Below are 22,028 nucleotides of genomic sequence, written 5' to 3' on the forward strand. Positions count from 1 at the left end.
GGATCCCGGCGGGCCAGGACCGCCTCGCGCCGGTGGTCCGTGTCACCGCCGCTGTGCGCTCCTGCTCAGACGCCCCACCGCAGCCCCGGGGTGCGCACAGGCGCATCCCACAGCCGCAGCAGCTCCTCGTCGGCCGGGCACAGCGTCACCGAGGCGCCGGCCATGTCGAGCGAGGTCACATAGTTGCCGACGAGGGTACGGGCGACCGGAACCCGCCGCTCGGCCAGGACCCGGTGCACCTCACCGCAGAAGCCGTACAGCTCCAGCAGCGGCGTCGCCCCCATGCCGTTGACCAGCGCCAGCACCGGCTGCTGGGAGGGCAGCTCCTCCAGCACGGCGTCAACGGCGGCCTGAGCGATCTCACCCGAGGTCATCATCGCGCGCCGCTCCCGGCCCGGCTCCCCGTGGATGCCGACGCCCAGCTCCAGCTCACCCGGCGGCAGCTCGAACATGGGGCCGCCCTTCGACGGGGTGCTGCACGCGCTCAGCGCCACCCCGAAACTGCGCGACGACTCGGCCACCCGACGCGCGGTGTCCGCGACCCGCTCCAGCGGCGCGCCCTCGGCGGCGAGCGCCCCAGCGATCTTCTCCACGAACAGGGTCGCGCCGGTGCCCCGGCGCCCGGCCGTGTGGGTGCTGTCGGTGACGGCGACATCGTCTTGGACCAGTACCTTGGCGAGGCGGACGCCCTCGTCTTCGGCGAGCTCGGCCGCCATGTCGAAGTTCAGGACGTCGCCGGTGTAGTTCTTGACGACGAACAGCACGCCCTCGCCGCTGTCGACGGCCGCCGCGGCGGCGACCATCTGGTCGGGAACGGGAGAGGTGAAGACCTCGCCGGGGCACGCGGCGTCCAGCATCCCCGGCCCGACGAAACCTCCGTGCAGCGGCTCGTGACCCGAGCCGCCCCCCGAGACCAGGGCCACCTTCCCCGCCACGGGCGCGTCCCGGCGGACCACGATCCGCCTGTCCACATCGACCGTTAGCTCCGGATGCGCCGCGGCCATCCCGCGCAGCGCGTCGGGGACCACGGACTCGGGCACGTTGATCAGCATTCGCATGTGTACCTCCGGGCGAGCGTAGCAGCCACGTCGGCGCACCTCGTGGCCGCGAAGTGCGCGCGCACCCCGGGGGAGTCGTGCGTCCCGCGGGAGTCGTGCACGCCCCAGGAGGGGGCGTGCATCCTGCGGGGAGTCAACCACGCCCCAGGAGAGTCGTGCGCGTCTCGGGGAGTCGTGTGCGTCATCGGCACCCTGCCGGGTGCCGCCCGGGAGCGGCGCGCGGCCACCGCAGGACCGGTGGTCGCACGCCGTGGGGGGGGAACCGCGCACGACCTCACCGGAGCCGAGCCGATAGGCTCCGACGCCATGGCAGCACCGATCCCCAAAGCAGAACTGCACCTCCACATCGAGGGCACCCTCGAGCCCGAACTCGCTTTCGCCCTCGCCGAGGGCAACGGGCTGACTCTCCCCTTCGCCTCGCAGGACGACCTGCGGGCCGCCTACTCCTTCCAGGACCTCCAGTCCTTCCTGGACCTGTACTACGCGCTGATGACGGTGCTGCGCACGGAGGACGACTTCGCCGACCTGGCCGACGCCTACCTCACCCGCGCCCGTGAGCAGGGCGTACGCCACGCGGAGATCTTCTTCGACCCGCAGGCGCACACCGCGCGCGGCGTCCCCGTGGGCACCGTGATCCGCGGGCTCGCGCGGGCGCTGGACGCGGCGCCGGAGAAGCACGGCATCACCACGCGGCTGATCATGTGCTTCCTGCGCGATCACAGCGCCGGCTCCGCGCTGCGTACGTTCGAGGAAGCCCGCCCCCACCTGGAGCGCATCACCGCAATCGGGCTGGACTCGGCGGAGGTCGGCAACCCGCCCGCGAAGTTCCGTGAGGTGTTCGAGCTGGCGCGGGAGGCGGGCCTGAAGTGTGTGGCGCACGCCGGTGAGGAGGGCCCGCCCGCCAACGTGTGGGAGGCCCTGGACGTGCTGGGCGTGGACCGTGTCGATCACGGGGTGCGCAGCATGGAGGATCCAAAACTGGTGGCGCGGCTGGCCGCCGACCAGGTGCCGCTGACGGTGTGCCCCCTGTCGAACCTGCGCCTGCGCGTCGTCGACCGCCTCGCCGACCATCCGCTGCCCGCGATGCTCGACGCGGGGCTGATGGTCACCGTCAACTCCGACGACCCCTCCTACTTCGGCGGCTACGCCGAGGACAACTTCACCGCCGTGCGCGAGGCGCTCGGGCTGGACGAGGAGACGCTGCGCGCCTTGGCCCGCAACTCCTTCCAGGCATCCTTCCTCGACGAGACGACACGCGAGACCTACCTGAAGGAGGTCGACGCCCACGTCTTCTGACGTGAGCGGAAGGGGCCGCCCCGGCCACGGGAAGGCTGCCCTCTTACGTGGGAGCGCCGCCCTACGGGTCCCGCACGGCGGCGCTCCCACGCCATGACACCGTCAGGATGCCTGGCGGACCAGCAGTTCCCGCAGGGCCCCGCTGATGTCCCGCGGCGCTTCCTCGGCCATGAAGTGGCCGCAGGAGACGGTGGAGTGCCGCAGGTCGAGTGCCCAGGCCCGCCACAGGGCGGCGGCTTCGTAGCCGAGCGCGGCACCCCAGTCCTGCTGTAGCACGGTCACCGGCATGGTCAGCTGCCGCCCCGCGGCGCGGTCGGCCCGGTCGTGTTCGACATCGATGCCCGCTGAGGCGCGGTAGTCCGCCACGATGGACGGCACGGCCTTCGCGCAGGCGGCCAGGTAGGCGGCGCGGATGCCGGAGGGTATGGCGTCGGGGTCGTTGGCCCAGATGTCGAGGAAGTGGGAGAAGAAGGCGTCGGCCGCTGCCTCGATCATCCGCTCGGGCAGTCCGGGGGGCTGGGCCATGAGGTAGAGGTGGAAGCCGACGGCCGCCGAGGTGCCGTGCAGGGCCTCCCACATGTCCAGGGTGGGCAGGACGTCGAGGCAGGCCAGATGGGTGACGGCGGCCGGATGGTCGAGCCCGGCGCGGAAGGCCACGAGAGCCCCGCGGTCGTGGCCTGCCAGAGCGAAGCGGTCGTGGCCCAGGGCGCGCGCGAGGGCGACGGCATCCGCCGCCATGGTCCGCTTGGAGTACGTCTCGGGACCCTCCTGACGCGGTTTGTCACTGTCGCCGTAGCCGCGCAGGTCGGGGCAGATGACGGTGTGGTCGGCGGCCAGGTCCGCGGCGACGTGCCGCCACATCAGATGGGTCTGCGGAAACCCGTGCAGGAGGACGACGGGCGAGCCGGACCCTGCGACCGCCGCCTGGAGCGTGACGCCGTCCGCCACCCGGACACGGTGGTACTCGAAGCCGGGGATCCGGGCGTCGGCCCCGGAAGGTGTGCGTGCTGTCATGACTGTCCTCACTGTCGTCACTGTCCTCGGGGCGGCCGTGCCGGCCCTGTCTGCCGTCTCGTCGTGTGTCACCGCTCGGCGGCGTCGCCGGGGATCTCCACTGAGGGCGGGGCGTCGGCCCCGCTGTCCCGCGCCCGGTGCCTCCACCCTGCGGTCCGTGGATGAGCAACCGATGAGCACGTATACGTTGGGGTCAGCGAGCGGTACGGGAGGGCGGGACGCCGGAGTGCGGGTGCGATACGGAGTGCTGGGCGCGGTCGCGGCCTGGAGCCCGGACGGTGAGGCCCTGGCCCTCAAAGGGCCGCGGCACCGGGCCGTCCTGGCCCGCCTGATCGTCGCCCGCCGGCAGACCGTGACGGTGGCGCGGCTGGTGGAGGACCTGTGGGACAGCCCGCCCGACGACGCCGTGGGAGCGGTGCGCACCTTCGTCTCCGCGCTGCGGCGGGCCCTGGAACCCGAGCGGCCGCCCCGCAGCCCCTCCCGGCTGCTGGTCACGGAGGGCACCGGCTACGCGCTGCGTGCCGCGCCCGACGACGTCGACGCCTGGCGGTTCGAACAGGCCGTCGCCTCCCTCACCGAAGCGCAGCCCGCGCAGGTGGCGGCCCGCACGACCGAAGCACTCGGCTGGTGGCGGGGCCCCGCGTACGCCGGCTTCGGCGACGTGCCGTGGGCGCGCGGCGAGCGGGCCCGGCTCACCGAACTGCGCCTCCACGCTCTCGAACGCCGTGCCGAGGCCCGCATCGCGCTGGGGGAGGCCGCGCGAGCCGTGCCCGACCTGGACGCCCACGTGGCGGAGCACCCGTGGCGCGAGGACGCCTGGCAGCTGCTCACGCGAGCCCTGTACCGCACCGGCAGACAGGCCGACGCGCTGTCCGTACTGCGCCGGGCCCGCGCCACGCTCACCGAGCAGCTCGGCGTGGACCCCGGTCCCCGGCTGCGCCGCCTGGAGGAGGACATCCTGCGCCAGGCGGAACACCTGGACCCGAGCGCGGCCGGCACGGCGGCGCAGGTGTGGGCCCAGGCCACCACCGCCTACGAGAGCAACGTCTCGGCGCGCTCCCGGGTCCACCTGGAGTCCACCGCCGTCCTCATGCGGGACCTGGCCGTCACCGGGGGCGGCGGCCTCGAGTCGGCCCGGCACCACCGAGTCGCCGCCGTGGCCGCCGCCGAACAGATGGGCGACCCGGAACTGACGGCACGTGTCATCGGCGTCTACGACGTGCCCGCGATCTGGACCCGCGCGGACGACCCCGAACAGTCGCGGTGGCTGGTGGGCGCGGCGGAGCGGACCCTGCTCCAGCTCCCGCCGCCTGCTCCGCCCGCTGCCCCGGCCCTCGCGCAGGAGGCGTCCCCAGCGGCCGACGAGCACGCCGCGGCGCGCTGCCGGCTGCTGGCCACCATCGCCGTGGAATCGCGGGGCGCACCGGCCGACGGGGAAGCCGCCCGGGGCACGACGGCGCGCCCGCTCCAGGCCGCCCGGCAGGCCGAGGAGATCGCCCGGAGCCTCGACGACGCGGCGCTGCTCGCCTACGCCCTCAACGGCACCTTCATGCAGACCTTCCACCGCGCGGGACTGGCGGCACGCCGCGACGCGATCGGCGCCGAGGTGGTGGACCTCGCCGCGCGACACGGGCTGGCGCGGTACGAGGTGCTCGGTCACCTCATCCGCCTCCAGGCCAGGTGCGCCCGCCGAGACCTGGCGGGAGCCGACCGGCACGCCGCCGCGGCCGACGCACTGGCCGCCCGGCACGAGCTCCCCCTCGTCGCCGTCCTCACCACCTGGTACGGGGCGCTGCGGACGGCCATGACCGGGGCGCCCGAGGCCGCCCGGCGCGCCTACGCGCAGGCCGCCGCGTGTCTCGACGGCGCGGGCATGCCGGGGCTGCGCAACGGTCTGCCGCCCCTCGCGCTGCTGAGCGTGCAGATCGCGCACGGCGAGCCGCTCACCGTGGACGAGGCAGCCGACTGGGGCCCGTACGAGCCCTGGGTGCGGCCCACGCTGCTCGTCGGGCAGGGGCGCAGCGAGGAGGCCCGCGCGGCGCTGCGCGCGATGCCCCCACCGCCGCGTGACCTCCTGTTCGAGGCGATGTGGTGTCTCGTCGGCGGCGCCGCGGCGGCGGTGGGCGAGAGCGCCGTCACCCGACGGGCCCTGGCCCAGCTGGAGCCGGCCGCCGGGGAACAGGCCGGAGCGGGCAGCGGGCTGCTCACCTTCGGGCCCGTCGCCGGCCACCTGCGCGTCATGACCGCGGCCCTGGAGAGCTGACCGCCCCTCCCCGCCCGGGAGTTCGGGCTGTCCGCCGGCGCGACCTGGCCGCTACAGTCGGTCCGGTACCGGACTCAGGGGAGGGGTGGCGTGTTCGAGGTCGTCACGGTGGGGGCGCTCGCCGCGTTTCTCGGCGCGGTGGGAAACGGCGCCGCCGGGGAGTTGGGCAAACGGCTGGTCGTGTCGACCGGCGCCCAGGTACGCCGCACCCTGGGGTGGGGAGCGCCGCTGCCGGCCACCGAGGAGGAGCGCGAGGACCTTGCCCGCCGTGTGCACACCCAGCTGATCGGGGACCGCAGGCAGGCGGACGAGTGGGCACTGCTGCTGCGGAGCCTGCCGCCGGACGCGGTGGAGCTGCGCCCTGGCGCGGGACTGCCGCCCGCCACGCGCCACTTCACCGACCGCGAGAGCGTGGTCAGACAGTTGCAGCGGGAGGCGAGGCGGGCCGCAGGGGGCCGTCCGCGCGTGGCGCTGCTGCACGGGCCCCCGGGAATCGGCACCAGCGCGGTGGCCCTGCACTGGGGAGCCGGCCAGGCCGGCCGCTTCCCCGACGGACAGTTCTACGTCGACCTCCGCGACGGCGCGGGGGAGCACCGAGTGGCGCCGGCCGCCGTGCTGGCGCGCCTGCTGGAGCGCATGGGCGTGGCGCCCGACCGGATGCCGCCCACAGGCGCGGGCCGTGAGGAGCTCTACAGAAGCCTCACGGCAGGACGCAGGGCGCTGGTGGTGATCGACCACGCCTGCACGGCGGCCCAGGTCCGGGCGCTGATCCCCGCCACGCCGGAGGTCTTCCTCCTGGTCGTCTCCTCAGGACCGGCCTTCGCACTGGAGGCGGAGCGTGTCACGGTGCCCCCGCTGACGGACCGGGACGCGGTGAGGCTGCTGCGGCGGGTGGCGGGCCAGGAGAGGGTGACGCGGGCCAAGCGGGACATGCCGGCACTGCTGGGCCACTGCGCGGGCAACGCCTACGCGCTCAAGGTCGCGGCCACGCGTCTGCTGACCGGGGAAACCCTCCCCGACGACGCGGAGGAGACCATGGAACATCCCGTACGCGGGCTGGTGCAGACCGCGTCCCGCCGCCTGCGCCCCGGGACCGCCCGGCTGTGCCGGCTGGTCTGCCTGGGCGACTGGCCGGCGATCGACGCCGGACTGGCCGGCTGGGCCGCGCAGGTCGCGCCCGAGGAGGCGGCCCGCATGCTCGACGAGGCCGCCGAGGCGCAGCTTGCGGAGCCCACCGCGGACGGCCGCTACCGGTTTCGGCCCGAGGTGCGGCGCGCGCTGGCCGACGCGGCGGGGCCCGAGGACTCCGTCCCGGCGTGTGCGGCCGCGGTCTCCCGAGTGCTCCAGGGCCTGCTGAACAGGGCACTGCACGGCGCCCACGCGGCACTCCCGCAAAGCTGGCGTGTCGAGCCGGCGCCCGCGGAAGGGACCGCGTACGCCGACGAGGCCGAGGGCATGACGGCGCTGCTGGCCGACAGCGCGAACCTGCTCCGTGCGGTCTTCGTGGCGCAGGAGTACCAGCAGACCGACACCGCGCTGCGCCTGGCCCGCGCCCTGTGGCCGCTCCAGCTGAAGGCCGGGCACTGGGACGACGTGCTGCCCGCACTCCGGTTCGCCGCGGCCTGCGCTGACCAGCACAGGCCGCAGTCCCGCATCGCCGGCGCGCTGCACTTCCAACTCGCCCACTGCCTCGGCGAACTGCGGCACCACGACGAGGCGGACGGCGAGATCGAGGCGGCCCTCGCGTGCGAGCGCGCGGTGGGCCATCTGCGGGGCGAGGCCTCGGCGGTGGAGCTGCGGGGCCTGCTGCGGCTGGCGTCGTGGCGCTGGGAGGAGGCGTTCGACTGCTTCACCGAGGCAGAGCGCTGCTACCGGCTCATCACGCCGGGCCAGGAGGGCGCCGAGGACCTTCCCCGAGCGCTCGCCCTGGCCTCGCGCCACCAGGGGAGGGCGCTGCGCGGCATGCGCGAGTTCGCCCGCTCCCGCGCCCGGCTGATCAGCGCGCGGGACTTCTTCGCGGAAGCAGGCGAGGCCTACAACCACGCCCGTGCTCTCACCGACCTCGCGGAGACGCTGCACGACGAGGAAGACCAGGCCGGGGCGCTGGCCGCCATCGCCGAGGCCGAGCGGCTGCTCACACCGGAAAAGGCCACTGCGCACCTGCGGTATCTGGCGGATCTGCGGCGCCGGTGCGAGGGTGCGCCGTAGCCGGCGTGACCCGCACCGGGTGGGTCAGTGCGGCGGTCCGCACCCGCAGCGTCGTGCCGTCGGGCGGCAGCGATCCGCCGCTCGCCAGCCACGCGTACAGCGCCGAGGCGTACGCGGCCGGATCGGCGTCCGCCCCGTCCCCGGCGGACAGGTCGAGCAGCTGGCCTTCCCTGGTGCGCACGGTGCAGGTGTCGGGCCCGGTCACGAAGCCGGCCAGCGCGCAGTGCGGATGCCGGCGCAGCACCTGCGCGCTCCACCTGTCCGGTCCGCCCAGGCGGGGATCGTCGGCTCCGCCTTCCCGCACGATCACGTCGGCCACCTCCAGGTCGCCCGGGTCCCGGGTGTCCTCGTGGACGGCCAGGTGCGTCTCGCCGACGGCGTGGTACGGCTGGTCGGCCGAGCGTTCGAGGTGAACCTCGCGCCCCTCGACGCGGGTGCGGACGTGCAGGGGCGCCGTGCGGTGGGGCGGCGCGTACGGTGGCAGCGGCAGTGGCTCAAGCAAGGCGGGCGTGGCGGGCTCCGGCAGCTCCATCAGGGCGTAGAAGTGGCGGCGCAACGAAGCCGCCGAAGCACCGGGCGCCGAGCTGGTGTGTTCGGCCGGGCCGTTGAGCGGCCTGTGGTCCGCCAGCAGCTTCTCCAACTGGTCGGGCAGCGGACGGCGCGGCTCCAGCCGGGGGGCTTTCCGCACGAACTCCGCGGGCGGGGCCTCCGGGTCCAGCCTGTCGTGGTTCGCGGACGCCAGCAGTACGGGGACGCCCAGCGCGGCCGAGTAGTAGGTGACCGCGCCGAAGTCCCCCAGCACCACATCCGCCGCCAACAGCGCCTGCCGCCACGCGTGCACGGGGTCGATCAGGGTGAGCCCGCTGCGTCGCGCCCGGTCCAGCCAGGCGCGGATCTGGCCGGGACCGTGTCCGTACCAGATGTTCGGGTGCAGGACCGCGGCGACCCGGTACTCGTCGGCCGGCAGTTCCGCCGCGAGGCGCGGCAGCAGTTCGGGCAGCAGGTCCTGGCCACCGCCGTTGCCGAAGAAGCCCTCGGGGTTCCACGTGGAGTTGAGGACGAGAAGGCGCTGGCCGTCGCGCACACCCAGCGCACGACGGAACCGGTCCCGGTAGCGGCGGGCGGCCAGCATGCGGTCGAAGCAGGGGTCGCCGGCCAGGACGGCGGCCTGGGCCGCTTCCGGGCACACCCGGCGCAGCCGGTCCACCTGTTCCGGATGAGACAGCACGAGGGCGTCCACGAACGGCTCGCCCTCCGCGAGCAACCACTCCCGGGACAACCCGAAAGTCGGCTCCCCCTCCCGGCTCCCGGCACCCGGCACCCGGCACCCGGCACCCGGCACCCGGCACCCGGCACCCGGCACCCGGCACCCGGCACGGCCAATTTTTTAGTGTACCCGACACCGTGAGACAGCACGGCCAATTTGCCCTGAAGCAACTCGATTTGACCACCGAAGCTGGCGGAGACGGCGAGATCCACCGGGGTCGTCAGCGCCTGGCTCCAGGGCAGTACGGGCAGGCCCAGCTCGGCGAACAGTTCGCGGGTGCCGGCCTGGAAGGCGGAGGACTCCGTCGAGGTGACCAGCAGTTGCAGCCGGAAGTCGTCGTGGAACAGCGGCAGCACGTCCAGCAGCCGGCCCGCCGAGGTGACGTTGTGCACCACGAGCAGGACGCGCCGCTCGGTGCTCCGGCTGGTCCAGCGCTCGGCGTCCCGCCCGACGGGCACCCGTATCGTCGGCGTGTCAGCTGCTCCCACGCGTCACCCTCGCTTCCCCTCCCGCGCCGTACGGCCGCACCGGCCCAGCGGATCACCCTAACGAGAGCCTCTGTCCACCGGGGCGGCGGTGCACGCGTCCGACCGGCTCGGCTCCAGCGCCCTGGCTCGGACACGCGGCCGGGCGGTTGCGCCCGGCACCGATCGCCGGGCTGGACCTGACGGCCCTGGACGTCCTGCACCGCGGGGCCTCGCGGATCCGCTCGCCGTCCAGCCACCGTGACCTCCTTCGCGGCTGGTGTCCGAGCCAGGGAACGGGCGCCGGCTCACAGCGGAGTGGCCGCCTGGAGGATGACGACGAGCGCGACGGCGGCGTTGGCAGAGGAGAGGGCGGAGAGAGCGGCTCCGAGGGCCGCGAGCCACGCGGCGAGTCCTGCGACGAGCCCTGGGGCGGTGGTCGGCGGGAGCCAGAGCCGCGCGGTCGGCGGCGGGGCGAGCAGCGCCTGCACGCGCCGGGGGACCTGTCCGGCGCCGGCGAGCGCGGGAAGGCTCCGCGGCGGACCGTTGCGCGCGATGAGCGCGGCCTTGCCGACCGCGCGGGCGGTCATCCGCCGGTCACCGACGATCCGGGCGGCCTCCTCGTCGGCCCACCGTTCCACCCCGAAGGTGACGGCCGTGCGCAGGGGCCTCAGGAAGGGGTTGGCGACGGCCGCGAGTTCGGCGAGGAGCAGCAACAGCGGGTGGCGGGCTGTCAGATGTGCGCGCTCGTGCGCGAACAGAGCGCGCCGCTCGGCCGGTTCGAGCGCGTCGAGCAGGGATGTGGTGACCACGACTCGTGCGCGCGTACGCCGGTTTCCCGGCAGGGCGAAGGCGTACGGCTCGCTGTCGGGCAGTACCGCGACGGGGGAGGGCGGCAAGCCGCCGAGCGCGCGTCGGACGCGCCGCCGGACGCGGAGGTGGCGCGCCACGGTGACGCCGCCCGCGGTGACGAGCGCGAGGAGCGCCGGGATGGCGGCCTTCCCCAGGATCTCGTCGTAGGGGACGGCCGCGCGCACTTGCGGATGGGACCACGCGTCGGGCAGCGGGTTGCCAGGCAACTGGGCGGTGCCGACGACGACCAGCAGCCCCAGGCACAGGGTGCTGCACGCGGCCAGGACGACGCCGGCCGCGACCAGCAGGCGCGTCGTGGCGCGGGGGTGCAGACGCCGCTCGGCGAGCCTGGCCACCGGCCAGGACGTCAGGGGCAGGACGAGGGGGAGGAGGACGAAGAAGCCCACGGCTCAGTCGCTCTTCCCCTCCGCGTCGTCGCCCGGCGCCTCGGTGCCGGTGCCGCTCCCGGTGCGGCTTCCGGTTCCGGTGGCCGGGTGCGGGGCGCGGTCGTGACCGCCGTCGCGCCCGCCCTCTCCGGTTTGCGTCAGCAGCGAGCGCAGCAGTTGCTCGTCGTCGTCGGTCAGCCCCGTGACGAAGCGGGTCAGCACGGTGCCGCGGTCGCTCTGGTTGTCGAGCACCTGCCGCATCCGGTGAGCGGCCAGCCCCGCCGCGTCCGCCGCAGGTGTCCACACGAAGGAGCGGCCGGCCTTCTCGCGGGTGACGGCCCGTTTGGCGAGCAGACGCGTGAGGATGGTGACGACGGTGGTGTACGCGAGGCCGCCGCCGAGCCGTTCCCTCACCCAGGCGGCGGTGACGGGCCCCGGTGCGGCGTGCAGGGCGGTCAGCACCGTGGCTTCCAACTCGCCCTGTCCGCGTCGGCGTCCCCGCTCGCGTGCTGTCTCGCCCACAACTCCTCCCTCCGCCGGCCGGCCACCGTACGACCGGCCCCGTGCGCTCGGGGCGTGTGGTCGCCGCGCCGCTCGTTTGAGTATCTTCTACAGTCTTGTAGATTTTCGCGTTCCGTCGGACTGTTCGCAGCCCGCCGGGTGTCTGGGAGGAAGAGTAATGGGAGCTTCGCCGCCCGGGAGTGGGGCCATCCCCTGCTCCCCGACGGAAACCGGCAGGGAGTTCGCGCGGGTGGTGGACGAAGCCCTGCGCTCGGAGGTCTTCAGGCGGGAGTTGCGGGGAGCGCCCGCCGGCACCGCGGAGCGTCTGAGGAGTTGGGCGCACGAGTCGGCGGAAGAGCTGGCGGGTGAGGCGGCAGCCGAGTACCGCGCACTGTGCCGGACACGCGAAGAACGCACTGCCCGGGGTCGGGATGCCGGCTCCGCGAGGAGGGTGCACCGGGTCCGCGGCGGCGGACTGTTCGCGGCGCTCGCCGTACTGGTGCCGCTGGTCGCCGCCGCCGCGGCCGTGGTCTTCCTGGTGCTCGGATACGTGCTGATGCTGGTTCGGGCTCAGCGGGACGTCGGTGCCTCGCTCGTGGTGACCGGGTGGTCGGGGGCCGGGATCGCCGCCGTCACGGGCGCCCTGGGACTGGGCAGGCTCGTCGTCACAGCGCGCCGCCACTCCAGATCCAGCCCCGCCTCCGGCCCAGGCGGTACGCCGGTCCTCGCGGAGGACCGGCGTGCGGAGGACAGGGCAGGGAAGGCGTGGCGCGCCGCTCTGCTGGAGCGCGCGGTGCTGCCGTACCTGCGCGCCCGGTTGCCCGACGCGAGACGGGAGGTCTCCGCGGGTCGGGAGGCCCCCGCGAGGCGGTCAGGTCATCACAGTCCCGACTACGGGACTTTCGACTACGGGTCTTTCGACTACGGAAGTTTCGACTTCGCCAGCCCTGACTACGCGGGCCCGGACTTCGGCAGCCCCGCAAGCGGCGGTTCGGATACCGGCGTCCGCGGCCCCGACTCCGCCGCTTCCGACTCCGGCAGTCCCGGATCCAGCGGTTCGGAATCCGGCGGTTCCGCGTCCGGCGGCCCCGGTCGCTGAACCGGCGGTCCGGGATCCGACGGTTCGGGGCTGGCGGTCCGGGGCTTCGCAGCCCCGGGCCCGGCAGTGCCGGATCGAGCGTTCGGGTCCCGGCCGCCCCGGCACCGGGCGTTCCTCGGTGGAAGGCCCGACCGGAGGCCCGTCCGAAGGCTCATCCGGCGGCAAGGACCCGCCCGGTGCGTGAGGGGGCGGGAGAGGTGGGCCACACCCGCGTCCCCGCGCCCCGATGGCCCCCACTGTCCCGGCGCGGGCCCGGCCCGCGCCGGGGGTCAGCGCCGGGAGTTGCCCAGCAGGAGGCGGTAGAGGATGAGCAGGACCAGCGAGCCGCCGATGGCGGCGCCCCAGGTGGGCAGATCGAAGAACTCCTGCCGGATGGGGCGGTCCAGGAAGGTGGTCGAGATCCAGCCGCCGACGAACGCGCCCGCGACCCCGATGAGCACGGTGCCGATCAGGCCGCCCGGGTCACGGCCCGGTAGCAGCACCTTGGCTATGGCTCCCGCCAGCAGGCCGAGGATGATCCAACTGATGATGCCCATCACATTCCTCTCCAGTTCACCGGCAACGGACGTACCGGCGCACGGGAAGACGCCGCGAAGCGCAAAACAGTTCCATGGTTGCGCAACTGACAGGGTGCTGTGGATGAGGAGGTGCGGCGGTCTGACCGGCACCACCGGCACCAGGCGCCTCTAGACTGAGGCCCGTCGCGGGCGCGCGGTCCGTGGCGGGCGGCCGCCGACCGGTCGCCGGAAGGCGTGTGGACGTGCGGACGGGAGTGCAGCGGTGGCATCGCAGGCAGGCGGTCACACGGACCCGTCCCCTCAGGTGCTGGCAGACGCCGCCGCCGCCTTCGGCCTGCTCGCCTCGCCCTCGCGGGTGCACATCGTGTGGGCGCTGTCCCAGGGGGAGTGCGATGTCACGCACCTCGCCGCGCGGGTCGGTGGCACGCTGCCGGCGGTGAGCCAGCACCTGGCCAAGCTGAAGCTGGCCGGGCTGGTGCGGGCCCGGCGTGAGGGGCGGCGGCAGGTGTACCTGGTCGACGATCCGGTCGTGGTCGCCGTGGTGCACGAGATGGTGCGGCAACTGGACGTGGAGCGTTCGCGGCCGCGACGGGCTGCGCGGGTGAGCGAGTTCGGTGCCTGAGACGGCGGGCCTCTCCCGGCGCGGGGAGGGGCCGGTGCGCGCCCGTAGCGAGGCGGCGCCGCTGGAACACGCGGCAGGGCTGGCGGCCCACGCCCCGCTCGCGGCGCTGCGGCGGCTGGAGGCGGGCCCGCGTGGTCTCACCGAGGCCGAGGCGGCGGACCGGCTGGCGCGGTACGGCGAGAATTCCCCGCCCTCGTGGCGCACTCCGTCCCTGTGGCGGCGGCTCTGCCGGGGCGTACGGGATCCGTTCACGGCCGTCCTGCTGTGTCTGGCAGTCGTCTCCACCGCCGTGGGGTCGTGGGGGACGGCAGGGGTGATCGCGGCGCTGGTCACCGTCAGCTGTGTGCTGCGGGCCTGCGGGGAGCTGCGGGCCGACCGGTCGGTCGCGGGGCTGCGGGCTCTGCTCGCCGGCACGGTCACGGTGGTGCGGCGCCCCGACGCGGGCGCGGCGCGACCGCTGCCCCGGGAGCTTCCGGTCGGTGATCTGGTGCCGGGGGACGTGGTCAGGCTGGGCCCCGGCGATCTCGTTCCGGCCGATGTGCTGTTGCTGCGCTCCACGGGCCTGGTCGTGCATCAGGCGCCGCTGACCGGCGAGTCGGGTCCGCTGTCCAAGCACCGCGCGGATGCCGCGGCCGTTCCGCCCGCCGGTGACACCGAACTGTTCGAGCAGCCCCATCTGTGCTTCCAGGGCAGCAGCGTGGTCGCCGGCGGCGGTACCGCTGTGGTGATCGCCACGGGCGCGGCCACCCGGCTGGCCGCCGGACACGGGCACGGGCGGGGGCGCGTACGCGCCGCGCACGGCGCCTTCGACCGTTCGGTACGCGGCGTCGCCTGGACTCTCGTCCGCTTCATGCTGCTGACGCCGCCGCTCGCTCTCGCGGCCGACGCGGCCGTCAGCGGGCACGGAGTGCAGATCCTGCCCTTCGCCGTGGCGGTCGCCGTCAGCCTGACGCCGGAGATGCTGCCCGTCGTCATGACCGCGGTCCTCGCCCGCGGTGCCGTCTCCCTCGCACGGGAACACCGGCTGATCGTGCGGCGGTTGTCCGCGTTGCCGGACCTCGGCGCCATGGACGTCCTGTGCCTCGACAAGACGGGCACCCTCACCCAGGACCGACCGGTCGTCGACCAGGCACTGAACGCGGACTGCGCCCCCGACCCCGCGGTGCTGCGGTGGGCGGCGCTCAACGCGCTGTGGACCGTGCAACTGGCCGAGAACCCGGTGCCCGACGCGCTGGACGAGGCGGTCCTCCGCGCCGCGGCGCACGGCGTGGGGGCCGCCGCGGACGGGAGCGATGCCGAACCCGGTGTCGAGGCGTGGGAGGGCGTGACCGCGCTCCCCTTCGATCCGGCCAGGCGGCTGTCCACGGCCGTCGTCCGGGAGCCGGGGCGCCCGGGCGTGCACACGCTCGTCGTCAAGGGCGCGGTCGACACCGTGCTGGAACGGTGCGCGCTGCCGGAAGCCGGCCGTGAGGCGCTGCGCGCGGCCGCGGCGCGGTACGCCTCGGACGGCCTGCGGCTGCTCGCTGTGGCCACCGCCGAACGCGGCCACCGGGCCGGCGGGCGCGCCATGGGAGTGGCGGACGAGCGCGGCCTGACCTTCGTCGGGCTGGTCACGCTGCGGGACTCCCTCACCGAGGAGGCGCCCGAGGCGCTGCGCGCGCTGAGCGGGCGCGGTGTGGACGTGAAGATCCTGACAGGTGACGATCTGGGCACCGCCGTCCGCACCTGCCGGGAACTGGGCCTCGACCCCGGCGACGACGTGCTGACCGCCCGTCGCCTCGACGCGCTCGGCGACGAAGAACTGGCCCGTGAGGCCCGCCGCGTCCGTGTGTTCGCCCGGTGCACCCCGCGCCACAAGGCGCGCGTGGTCTCCGCTTTGCGGGCCGACGGGCGGACCACAGGGTTCCTCGGCGACGGTGTCAACGACCTGGCCGCACTCCGCGCCGCCGACGTGGCACTGTGCCCGCGCGACGCGGTCGCGCCCGCGCGCGAGAGCGCCGACGTGGTCCTCGGCGAGCGGCCGTTCGCCGGGTTGGGCCATGCGCTGGACGCGGGCCGCCGCGCGGGTGTCTCCCTCACCGCCTATCTGCGCGTAACCCTCTCCTCCCAGCTCGGCAACGCCTTGGCGATGCTCGCCGCCGCGCTGCTGTTCCCGTTCGTGCCGATGCTTCCCGCGCAGGTCCTCGTGCAGAACCTGTTCTTCGACGCGGCGCAACTCGCCTTCGCCTTCGACCGGAGCGGTCCCGCCTCGCCCCGGAGGCCCGCCGCGCTGCGGACCGGGCAGGTCCTGCGGTTCATCACCGCCTTCGGCGTGCTGAACGCCGTGGCCGACCTCGCCACCTTCGCGGTGCTCGCGCTCACCGTGCGCGGCGCGGCCGACGCGAGTGGGCAGGCCCTCTTCCACGCCGGCTGGTTCACGGAGAACCTGCTCACGCAGGCGATGGTGATGGCGCTGCTGCGCTCCGTGCCCCGCTTCCGCCGTCCCGCACCGCCAGGACCCGTCGGGCTCGCCGCTCTCCTGCTGGCGGCCACCGGCATCCTGCTGCCGCTCACCACGCTCGGCCCGCTGCTGGGCATGGTCGCCGCCCTGACGCCGCTCTCCTATGCGCTGCTCGCGCTGGTGCTGCTGCTCTACGGCGCCGCTCTCGCGGCCGCCATGAGGCGGTGCGCGCGCGAGGGCTCGTCCACGGGTGAGGCCCCGGGCGCGGGCGCACCCCGGAGCACAGGCGAGGCCGCGGGCGCGGACTGCGAGGCCGCGCCTCCGGTCGCGCGGGGGTAGGCAGCTACGGGGGCCCGGCGACGACTCGGCCGGGGCCTGCGGTTTCCCTGCGGGTCCTGCCTCGGCACTCGGGGGCCACTGCCCGTAGCGTGCGGTCCGCGGGGTGGGGCATGGCTGGTCGCGCCGTTCCCCGCGCCCCTTCGGGGCGCGTCCCGGGCCAGGGGAGTGTCAGCGTGGGGCGGGCGGGGCCGTTGAGGCGCGCACCATCAGGTCGGCGCGGACCGTGGCCACGTCGCCGGGTGGCGGGGTCTCCAGGCCCAGGGCGAGACGTCCGGCCCTGGCGCCCGCCTCGTGGAGGGGAAGGCGCACGGTCGTCAGCGCGGGGGAGGCGTCCGCGGCGAAGGGCAGATCGTCGAAGCCGCCCACCGAGACGTCCTCGGGTATACGCAGCCCGCGGTCGCGCAGCGCGGCGCAGACGCCGAGTGCGACGGTGTCGTTGGCGGCCAGCACCGCCGTCAGGTCGGGGGCGCGGCGCAGCAGTTCGAGCGCGCCGTCATAGCCGGCCGAACGGTCGTAGGCGCCGCCGTGCACGGTGAGGCGCTCGGCTTCGGCGAGCGCCTCGGGCGCCTGCTCGCCGAGGGCCCTCCTGTGCCCCTCCAGCCGGTGCCGGGTGGTGGAGCGGTCGGCGGGGCCCGTCACGTAGCCGATGCGGCGGTGCCCGAGGGTGAGGAGGTGCGCGGTGAGGCGGTGGCTGCCGCCCCGGTTGTCGAAGGTGAGCGTGACGACGCCGTCCTCGGCGGGGGCGGGGGGTTGCTCCGTGGTGCCGCTGCGCGGCGGGAGCGGGGGTCTGCCGCACAGGACGATCCGCGTGCCTCCCGCGGCGAGGTGGCGCAGCCGGTCGGCGAGTGCGGTGCTGTGTGCGGTCTCCTCCACGGCGCTTCCGGTCAGGACGACGGCGGCGGCCCGCTGGCGGCGCAGCAGCGTCAGATAGGTCAACTCGCGCTCGGGGGAGCCTCCGGTGTTGCAGACGACGGCGAGCTTCTGGCCCGCGCCCGTGACCCCTTCGCCGCCCATCTCGCTCTGCACGGCGCTCGCGACGATGCCGAAGAAGGGGTCGGCGACGTCGTTGACCAGGATGCCGACCAGGTCGGACGTGGCCGCGGCCAGGGCGCTCGCGGGCCCGTTGACGACGTATTGCAGTTCGTCGACGGCGCGAAGGACGCGGGTGCGGGTTCCGTCGGCCACCGGGTAGTTGCCGTTCAGTACGCGGGAGACCGTCGCCGAGGAGACTCCGGCCCGGGCGGCCACGTCGGCCAGGGTCACTGTCATGTCTTCCTCCGTCTTCCCGCTCCTGCGCCCGCCCCGGTCCCCACGCGCGCGTGGGGCTGCGGCCGGGGGGCGAGCGCCATGGTCTCACCTCAGGGCGTGTCCTCTACCCCCGTCCACGGTGAGACCCCTTCTGTGGGGAAAGCGCTTTCCCTCGAACAGCTCTTCCTTCGTCGATCACTCTCCCACGGTCCGGCTGTGCGCCGCCACGTATCCGCGCGGGCCTCTTGTGGGCCGCTCCCGAGGACAGCTAGCGTGGCGCTCTGAAAGCGCTTACCGACACTCACCGCCTGCGCGGCGGCCCCGCGGGAACCGCCGGTGCGCGAGGGGATCGAGAGACAGTCGAGAGGAAGACGCACACGTGACAGTCAGGACCGTACGGATCGCCATGAACGGCGTGACCGGACGCATGGGACACCGCCAGCACCTCGTGCGCTCACTCCTCGCACTGCGCGAGCAGGGCGGCCTCGACCTCGGCGACGGGACCGCACTGGTGCCCGAGCCTGTACTGGTGGGCCGGCGCGAGCACGCGCTGGAATCCCTCGCCGCCCGCTACGGGCTGCACGAGTGGAGCACCGACCTGGACGCCGTCCTGGCCGACCCGACCATCGAGATCTACTTCGACGCGCAGGTGACCTCCGCCCGCGAGACCGCGCTGAAGAAGGCCATCGCCGCGGGCAAACACCTCTACACCGAGAAGCCGACCGCCACCGGGCTCGACGGCGCACTGGAACTGGCGCGGCTCGCCACGCGCGCGGGGATCAAGCACGGCGTCGTGCAGGACAAGCTCTTCCTGCCGGGACTGCTGAAGCTCAAGCGGCTCGTCGAGGGCGGCTTCTTCGGCCGGATCCTCTCGGTGCGCGGCGAGTTCGGCTACTGGGTGTTCGAGGGGGACTGGCAGGAGGCGCAGCGCCCTTCCTGGAACTACCGTGCCGAGGACGGCGGCGGCATCGTCGTCGACATGTTCCCGCACTGGGAGTACGTGCTGCACAACCTCTTCGGCCGCGTGACCTCCGTACAGGCCCACGCCACCACCCACATCCCGCGCCGCCGGGACGAGCGCGGCAAGCCCTACGAGGCCACCGCCGACGACGCCGCCTACGGCATCTTCGAGCTGGAAGGCGGCGCCCTCGCGCAGATCAACTCCTCCTGGGCGGTGCGGGTCCACCGCGACGAACTGGTCGAGTTCCAGGTTGACGGCACCGAGGGATCGGCCGTCGCCGGGCTGCGCCGCTGCCGCGCCCAGCACAGGGCCGCCACGCCCAAGCCGGTGTGGAACCCGGACCTGCCCGCGACCGAGAGGTTCCGCGAGCAGTGGCAGGAGGTGCCGGACAACGGCGACTTCGACAACGGCTTCAAGGCCCAGTGGGAACTCTTCCTCCGCCACGTCGCGCTCGGCACACCCTACGAGTGGGACCTGCTGGCCGGCGCGCGCGGCGTCCAGCTCGCGCAACTCGGCCTCCGGTCGTCGGCCGAGGGCCGCCGCCTGACCGTCCCGGAGCTGTCGCTGTGAGCGCGGCGCCGCGCCCGCCGGCCGGGCGGCCCGCGGGGATCAGGCTGCCCGATGCCACCGGCGCCCTGCGCGGGTACGTCCCACGGACCGCGCCGGCCCCGGCCGTCAGCGCCGGGGCCGGGGCCGCGCCGCTCACCTCCCGCACCGTCTTCGCGGCCGCCCACGTCGTCGCCGACCCGTTCGCGGACCACTGCCCCGGCGCCCCCGCGGCCGTCGACTGGGACGCCACCCTGACGTTCCGCCGCCACCTGTGGGCGCACGGCCTCGGCGTGGCCGAGGCCATGGACACCGCGCAGCGCGGCATGGGGCTCGACTGGCCCCGCGCCGCCGAGCTGATCGGCCGCTCCGCCGCCGAGGCGCGCGCGGTGGGCGGCCGTATCGCCTGCGGGGTGGGCACGGACCAGCTGAGCGGACCCGCCGCCGGGAGGGAGCGGGTGCGTGCGGCGTACGAGGAGCAGCTCGGCGTCGTGGAGGACGCGGGAGCCCAGGCCATCGTCATGGCCTCCCGTGCGCTGGCCGCCGCGGCCCGCGGCCCCGAGGACTACCTCGCCCTCTACGGCGACCTGCTGCGTCAGGCCGCCGAGCCCGTCATCCTGCACTGGCTCGGCCCCATGTTCGACCCCGCCCTGGAGGGCTACTGGGGCAGCCGGGACCTGGACGCCGCCACCGAGACGTTCCTGACGATCATCGCGGAACACCCCGACAAGGTGGACGGGGTGAAGGTCTCCCTGCTGGACGCCGACCGTGAGAGGGCACTGCGCCGCCGCCTGCCCGCCACGGTGCGCTGCTACACCGGAGACGACTTCCACTACCCCGAGCTGATCGCGGGCGACGAGCGCGGATTCAGCCACGCGCTGCTCGGCGTGTTCGACCCCCTCGCCCCGCTGGCCGCCGAAGCCGTCCGCACCCTGGACACCGGGGACGGTGGGGCCACCGGGAACACCGCCGGATTCCGCGCGGCACTCGACCCCACCGTCCCCCTCGCCCGCCACCTGTTCCAGGAGCCCACCCGCTTCTACAAGACCGGCGTCGTCCTGCTCGCCTGGCTCGCGGGGCACCAGTCCCACTTCACCATGGTCGGCGGCCTGCAATCGGCACGCTCCCTGCCCCACCTGGCGCGCGCCTACGAACTCGCCGACGGGCTCGGTCTCTTCCCCGACCCCGACCTGGCCCGTACCCGCATGCAGCAGTTCCTCGCCGTCCACGGAGTGCCCCGATGACAGCCGCCCCGCCCGACCTCGCCCGCTTCTCCATCAACCAGGAGACCGTCAAACAACTCTCCCTGCCCGCGCTCGCCGAGACCTGCGGTGAGCTGGGCGTCACCCAGGCCGGACTGTGGCGCGAGCCGGTGCGCCGGTACGGCGTCGAGGCGGCGGCCCGGCTGATGAGGGACGCGGGCCTCACCGTCACCTCACTGTGCCGGGGAGGCTTCCTGACCGCCACTGAGCCCGGCGAGCGGCGCCGCGCCCTGGACGACAACCGCGCGGCACTGGAGGAGGCCGCCGCGCTCGGTACCGGCACCCTCGTGCTCGTCTCGGGCGGGCTCCCCGAGGGCAGCCGCGACCTGCACGGGGCGCGTGAGCGGGTCGCTGACGCGCTCGCCGAACTCGGCGACCACGCGGCCGCTGTGGGCGTGCGCATGGCGCTCGAACCCCTGCACCCGATGTTCGCCTCCGACCGGTGCGTGGTCTCCACCCTCGGCCAGGCCCTCGACCTGGCCGAACGCTTCCCGTCCGACCGGGTGGGCGTCGTCGTGGACACCTACCACCTGTGGTGGGACGACCAGGTGCCCGAACAGATCGCCCGCGCGGGCAGCGGGGGGCGCATCGCCGCCTTCCAGCTCGCCGACTGGGTCACCCCGCTGCCCGAGGGCGCGCTGTTGGGGCGGGGCCAGCTCGGTGACGGCTGCGTGGATCTCCGCCACTTCCGCACGCTGGCCGACGCGGCCGGATACCGGGGCGCTATCGAGGTCGAGATCTTCAACCCCGGCCTGTGGGCACGCGACGGCACCGAAGTGCTGGCGGAGACCGCCGGGCGGTACGTCCGTCACGCGCTCGGCTGACCCCGGCGCCCGCCGACGCGAGCGGCGTGGCCTCAGGAGGGCTTGCGGGCCAGAGCGCCGTACATCGCGATGTCCTCGTCGCTGACCTGCTCGTCGTCAGGGTCGGGGCGCCACTTGTGGACCTGCACGAGACCGGGCTCGATCAGTTCCAGCCCGTCGAAGAAGGCGGCCGCCTCGGCGCGGGTGCGCAGGGCCATCGGCATGCCCTCCGCCGCGTACCGCTCGGCGACCCGACCCACCTCCTGCGGGGCGAAGTCGGCCGTCCCGACGGTCGCCGCGAGGTAGCTGCCTGCGGGCAGCGGGTCCAGCAGCCGGCGGAGCAGTCCGTGGTCGTCGTCGCCCGGGTGGATGAAGTGCAGCATGCCGACGACCAGCAGCGCCACCGGCTCGTCGAGCGCGAGGGTGTCGCGGAACCCGGCGGAGCCCAGGATGGCGTCCGGGTCCCGCATGTCCGCCTCGACGTAGGTGGTACGGCCCTCGGGCGTGCTGTTGAGCAGGGCCTGCGCGTAGTTCAGCACGATCGGGTCGTTGTCGACGTAGACGACCTTCGACTCGGGCGCCGTGCCCTGGACGACCTCGTGCAGATTGGGGGAGGTCGGCAGCCCCGTGCCGATGTCCAGGAACTGGCGCACTCCCCGCTCGCGCGCCAGGTAGCGGCTCGCGCGCAGCATGAACGCGCGGTTGGCCCGCATGTGCACCGGCAGCGCGGGCCACACCTCCACCATGGCGTCCCCGGCCACCGTGTCGGCCGGGTAGTGGTTCTTGCCGCCCAGGATGTAGTCGTAGACCCGGGCCGAGTGGGCCGTTCCCGTGTTCAGCCGCTCCTGACCGCCGTCCCCGATATGCATGCACCGCTCCAC

At 74.4% G+C, this 22,028-nt stretch carries 17 protein-coding genes; 9 read left to right on the forward strand and 8 right to left on the reverse strand.

Going from position 1 to position 22,028, the window contains the following annotated elements; all coding sequences use genetic code 11:
* Positions 1-65: 65 nt before the first annotated feature.
* Complete coding sequence (gene dhaK / locus DQ392_RS00690) at positions 66-1,058, reverse strand: dihydroxyacetone kinase subunit DhaK (protein WP_114013460.1); 993 nt, start codon at positions 1,056-1,058, stop codon at positions 66-68.
* 306 nt (positions 1,059-1,364) lie between these two features.
* On the opposite strand from dhaK, the gene DQ392_RS00695 reads away from it, so the two are divergent.
* Positions 1,365-2,354 (forward strand): adenosine deaminase, encoded by a 990-nt coding sequence (locus tag DQ392_RS00695; RefSeq protein ID WP_114013492.1) that lies wholly within the window; start codon positions 1,365-1,367, stop codon positions 2,352-2,354.
* Positions 2,355-2,456: 102 nt separating this feature from the next.
* On the opposite strand, the gene DQ392_RS00700 is transcribed toward DQ392_RS00695, so the two are convergent.
* A complete protein-coding gene (locus tag DQ392_RS00700) occupies positions 2,457-3,368 on the reverse strand; it encodes an alpha/beta fold hydrolase (RefSeq protein WP_114013461.1) in 912 nt (303 codons plus the stop codon).
* Between the two features lie 172 nt (positions 3,369-3,540).
* On the opposite strand from DQ392_RS00700, the gene DQ392_RS00705 reads away from it, so the two are divergent.
* Positions 3,541-5,631: an AfsR/SARP family transcriptional regulator gene (locus tag DQ392_RS00705; protein ID WP_245981001.1), complete on the forward strand. Its 2,091-nt coding sequence runs from the start codon at positions 3,541-3,543 to the stop codon at positions 5,629-5,631.
* Between the two features lie 90 nt (positions 5,632-5,721).
* Complete coding sequence (locus tag DQ392_RS00710) at positions 5,722-7,839, forward strand: ATP-binding protein (RefSeq protein ID WP_114013463.1); 2,118 nt, start codon at positions 5,722-5,724, stop codon at positions 7,837-7,839.
* On the opposite strand, the gene DQ392_RS00715 is transcribed toward DQ392_RS00710, so the two are convergent.
* From DQ392_RS00715 to DQ392_RS00725, 3 genes are all read right to left on the reverse strand, one after another.
* On the reverse strand, positions 7,766-9,118 hold the full coding sequence (locus DQ392_RS00715; RefSeq protein WP_245981002.1) for a hypothetical protein: 1,353 nt from the start codon (positions 9,116-9,118) through the stop codon (positions 7,766-7,768). The two genes, DQ392_RS00710 and DQ392_RS00715, sit on opposite strands and share 74 nt — an antisense overlap.
* Positions 9,119-9,878: 760 nt before the next feature.
* Positions 9,879-10,829, reverse strand: a complete 951-nt coding sequence (locus DQ392_RS00720; RefSeq protein ID WP_114013464.1) for a M56 family metallopeptidase — start codon at positions 10,827-10,829, stop codon at positions 9,879-9,881.
* Between the two features lie 3 nt (positions 10,830-10,832).
* A complete protein-coding gene (locus DQ392_RS00725) occupies positions 10,833-11,330 on the reverse strand; it encodes a BlaI/MecI/CopY family transcriptional regulator (protein ID WP_114013465.1) in 498 nt (165 codons plus the stop codon).
* A 229-nt stretch (positions 11,331-11,559) separates the two neighbouring features.
* Between DQ392_RS00725 and DQ392_RS00730 the strand changes: the two genes are divergently transcribed.
* On the forward strand, positions 11,560-12,408 hold the full coding sequence (locus DQ392_RS00730; RefSeq protein WP_114013466.1) for a hypothetical protein: 849 nt from the start codon (positions 11,560-11,562) through the stop codon (positions 12,406-12,408).
* 269 nt (positions 12,409-12,677) lie between these two features.
* On the opposite strand, the gene DQ392_RS00735 is transcribed toward DQ392_RS00730, so the two are convergent.
* A complete protein-coding gene (locus DQ392_RS00735; protein ID WP_114013467.1) occupies positions 12,678-12,944 on the reverse strand; it encodes a GlsB/YeaQ/YmgE family stress response membrane protein in 267 nt (88 codons plus the stop codon).
* Between the two features lie 244 nt (positions 12,945-13,188).
* Here DQ392_RS00735 and DQ392_RS00740 point away from each other — a divergent pair, with 244 nt between their 5' ends.
* Positions 13,189-13,548, forward strand: coding sequence for an ArsR/SmtB family transcription factor (locus DQ392_RS00740; RefSeq protein WP_114013468.1), 360 nt, complete (start codon positions 13,189-13,191; stop codon positions 13,546-13,548).
* Positions 13,541-16,327 (forward strand): HAD-IC family P-type ATPase, encoded by a 2,787-nt coding sequence (locus DQ392_RS00745; RefSeq protein ID WP_114013469.1) that lies wholly within the window; start codon positions 13,541-13,543, stop codon positions 16,325-16,327. The genes DQ392_RS00740 and DQ392_RS00745 overlap by 8 nt, the downstream gene beginning before the upstream one ends.
* A 168-nt stretch (positions 16,328-16,495) precedes the next feature.
* On the opposite strand, the gene DQ392_RS00750 is transcribed toward DQ392_RS00745, so the two are convergent.
* Positions 16,496-17,596: a LacI family DNA-binding transcriptional regulator gene (locus tag DQ392_RS00750; protein ID WP_114013470.1), complete on the reverse strand. Its 1,101-nt coding sequence runs from the start codon at positions 17,594-17,596 to the stop codon at positions 16,496-16,498.
* A 358-nt stretch (positions 17,597-17,954) separates the two neighbouring features.
* Here DQ392_RS00750 and DQ392_RS00755 point away from each other — a divergent pair, with 358 nt between their 5' ends.
* From DQ392_RS00755 to DQ392_RS00765, 3 genes are read left to right on the forward strand one after another with little or no spacing between them, the layout of a single operon-like run.
* A complete protein-coding gene (locus DQ392_RS00755) occupies positions 17,955-19,106 on the forward strand; it encodes a Gfo/Idh/MocA family protein (RefSeq protein ID WP_114013471.1) in 1,152 nt (383 codons plus the stop codon).
* Positions 19,103-20,326: a dihydrodipicolinate synthase family protein gene (locus DQ392_RS00760; protein WP_245981003.1), complete on the forward strand. Its 1,224-nt coding sequence runs from the start codon at positions 19,103-19,105 to the stop codon at positions 20,324-20,326. Before DQ392_RS00755 ends, DQ392_RS00760 begins: the two co-directional genes overlap by 4 nt.
* On the forward strand, positions 20,323-21,168 hold the full coding sequence (locus DQ392_RS00765) for a sugar phosphate isomerase/epimerase family protein (protein WP_114013472.1): 846 nt from the start codon (positions 20,323-20,325) through the stop codon (positions 21,166-21,168). The genes DQ392_RS00760 and DQ392_RS00765 overlap by 4 nt, the downstream gene beginning before the upstream one ends.
* A gap of 32 nt (positions 21,169-21,200) precedes the next feature.
* On the opposite strand, the gene DQ392_RS00770 is transcribed toward DQ392_RS00765, so the two are convergent.
* Positions 21,201-22,016 (reverse strand): SAM-dependent methyltransferase, encoded by an 816-nt coding sequence (locus tag DQ392_RS00770; protein WP_114013473.1) that lies wholly within the window; start codon positions 22,014-22,016, stop codon positions 21,201-21,203.
* Positions 22,017-22,028 lie beyond the last annotated feature (12 nt).

The organism is Streptomyces reniochalinae, from assembly GCF_003323735.1.
GTDB lineage: Bacteria > Actinomycetota > Actinomycetes > Streptomycetales > Streptomycetaceae > Streptomyces > Streptomyces reniochalinae.

Bases quoted from the DNA above. Each gene is read 5' to 3' on its own strand.
- dhaK (WP_114013460.1), bottom strand. From the start codon at position 1,058: ATGCGAATGCTGATCAACGTGCCCGAGTCCGTGGTCCCCGACGCGCTG.
- DQ392_RS00770 (WP_114013473.1), bottom strand. From the start codon at position 22,016: ATGCATATCGGGGACGGCGGTCAGGAGCGGCTGAACACGGGAACGGCC.
- DQ392_RS00705 (WP_245981001.1), top strand. From the start codon at position 3,541: ATGAGCACGTATACGTTGGGGTCAGCGAGCGGTACGGGAGGGCGGGAC.
- DQ392_RS00750 (WP_114013470.1), bottom strand. From the start codon at position 17,596: ATGACAGTGACCCTGGCCGACGTGGCCGCCCGGGCCGGAGTCTCCTCG.
- DQ392_RS00695 (WP_114013492.1), top strand. From the start codon at position 1,365: ATGGCAGCACCGATCCCCAAAGCAGAACTGCACCTCCACATCGAGGGC.
- DQ392_RS00700 (WP_114013461.1), bottom strand. From the start codon at position 3,368: ATGACAGCACGCACACCTTCCGGGGCCGACGCCCGGATCCCCGGCTTC.
- DQ392_RS00765 (WP_114013472.1), top strand. From the start codon at position 20,323: ATGACAGCCGCCCCGCCCGACCTCGCCCGCTTCTCCATCAACCAGGAG.
- DQ392_RS00735 (WP_114013467.1), bottom strand. From the start codon at position 12,944: ATGGGCATCATCAGTTGGATCATCCTCGGCCTGCTGGCGGGAGCCATA.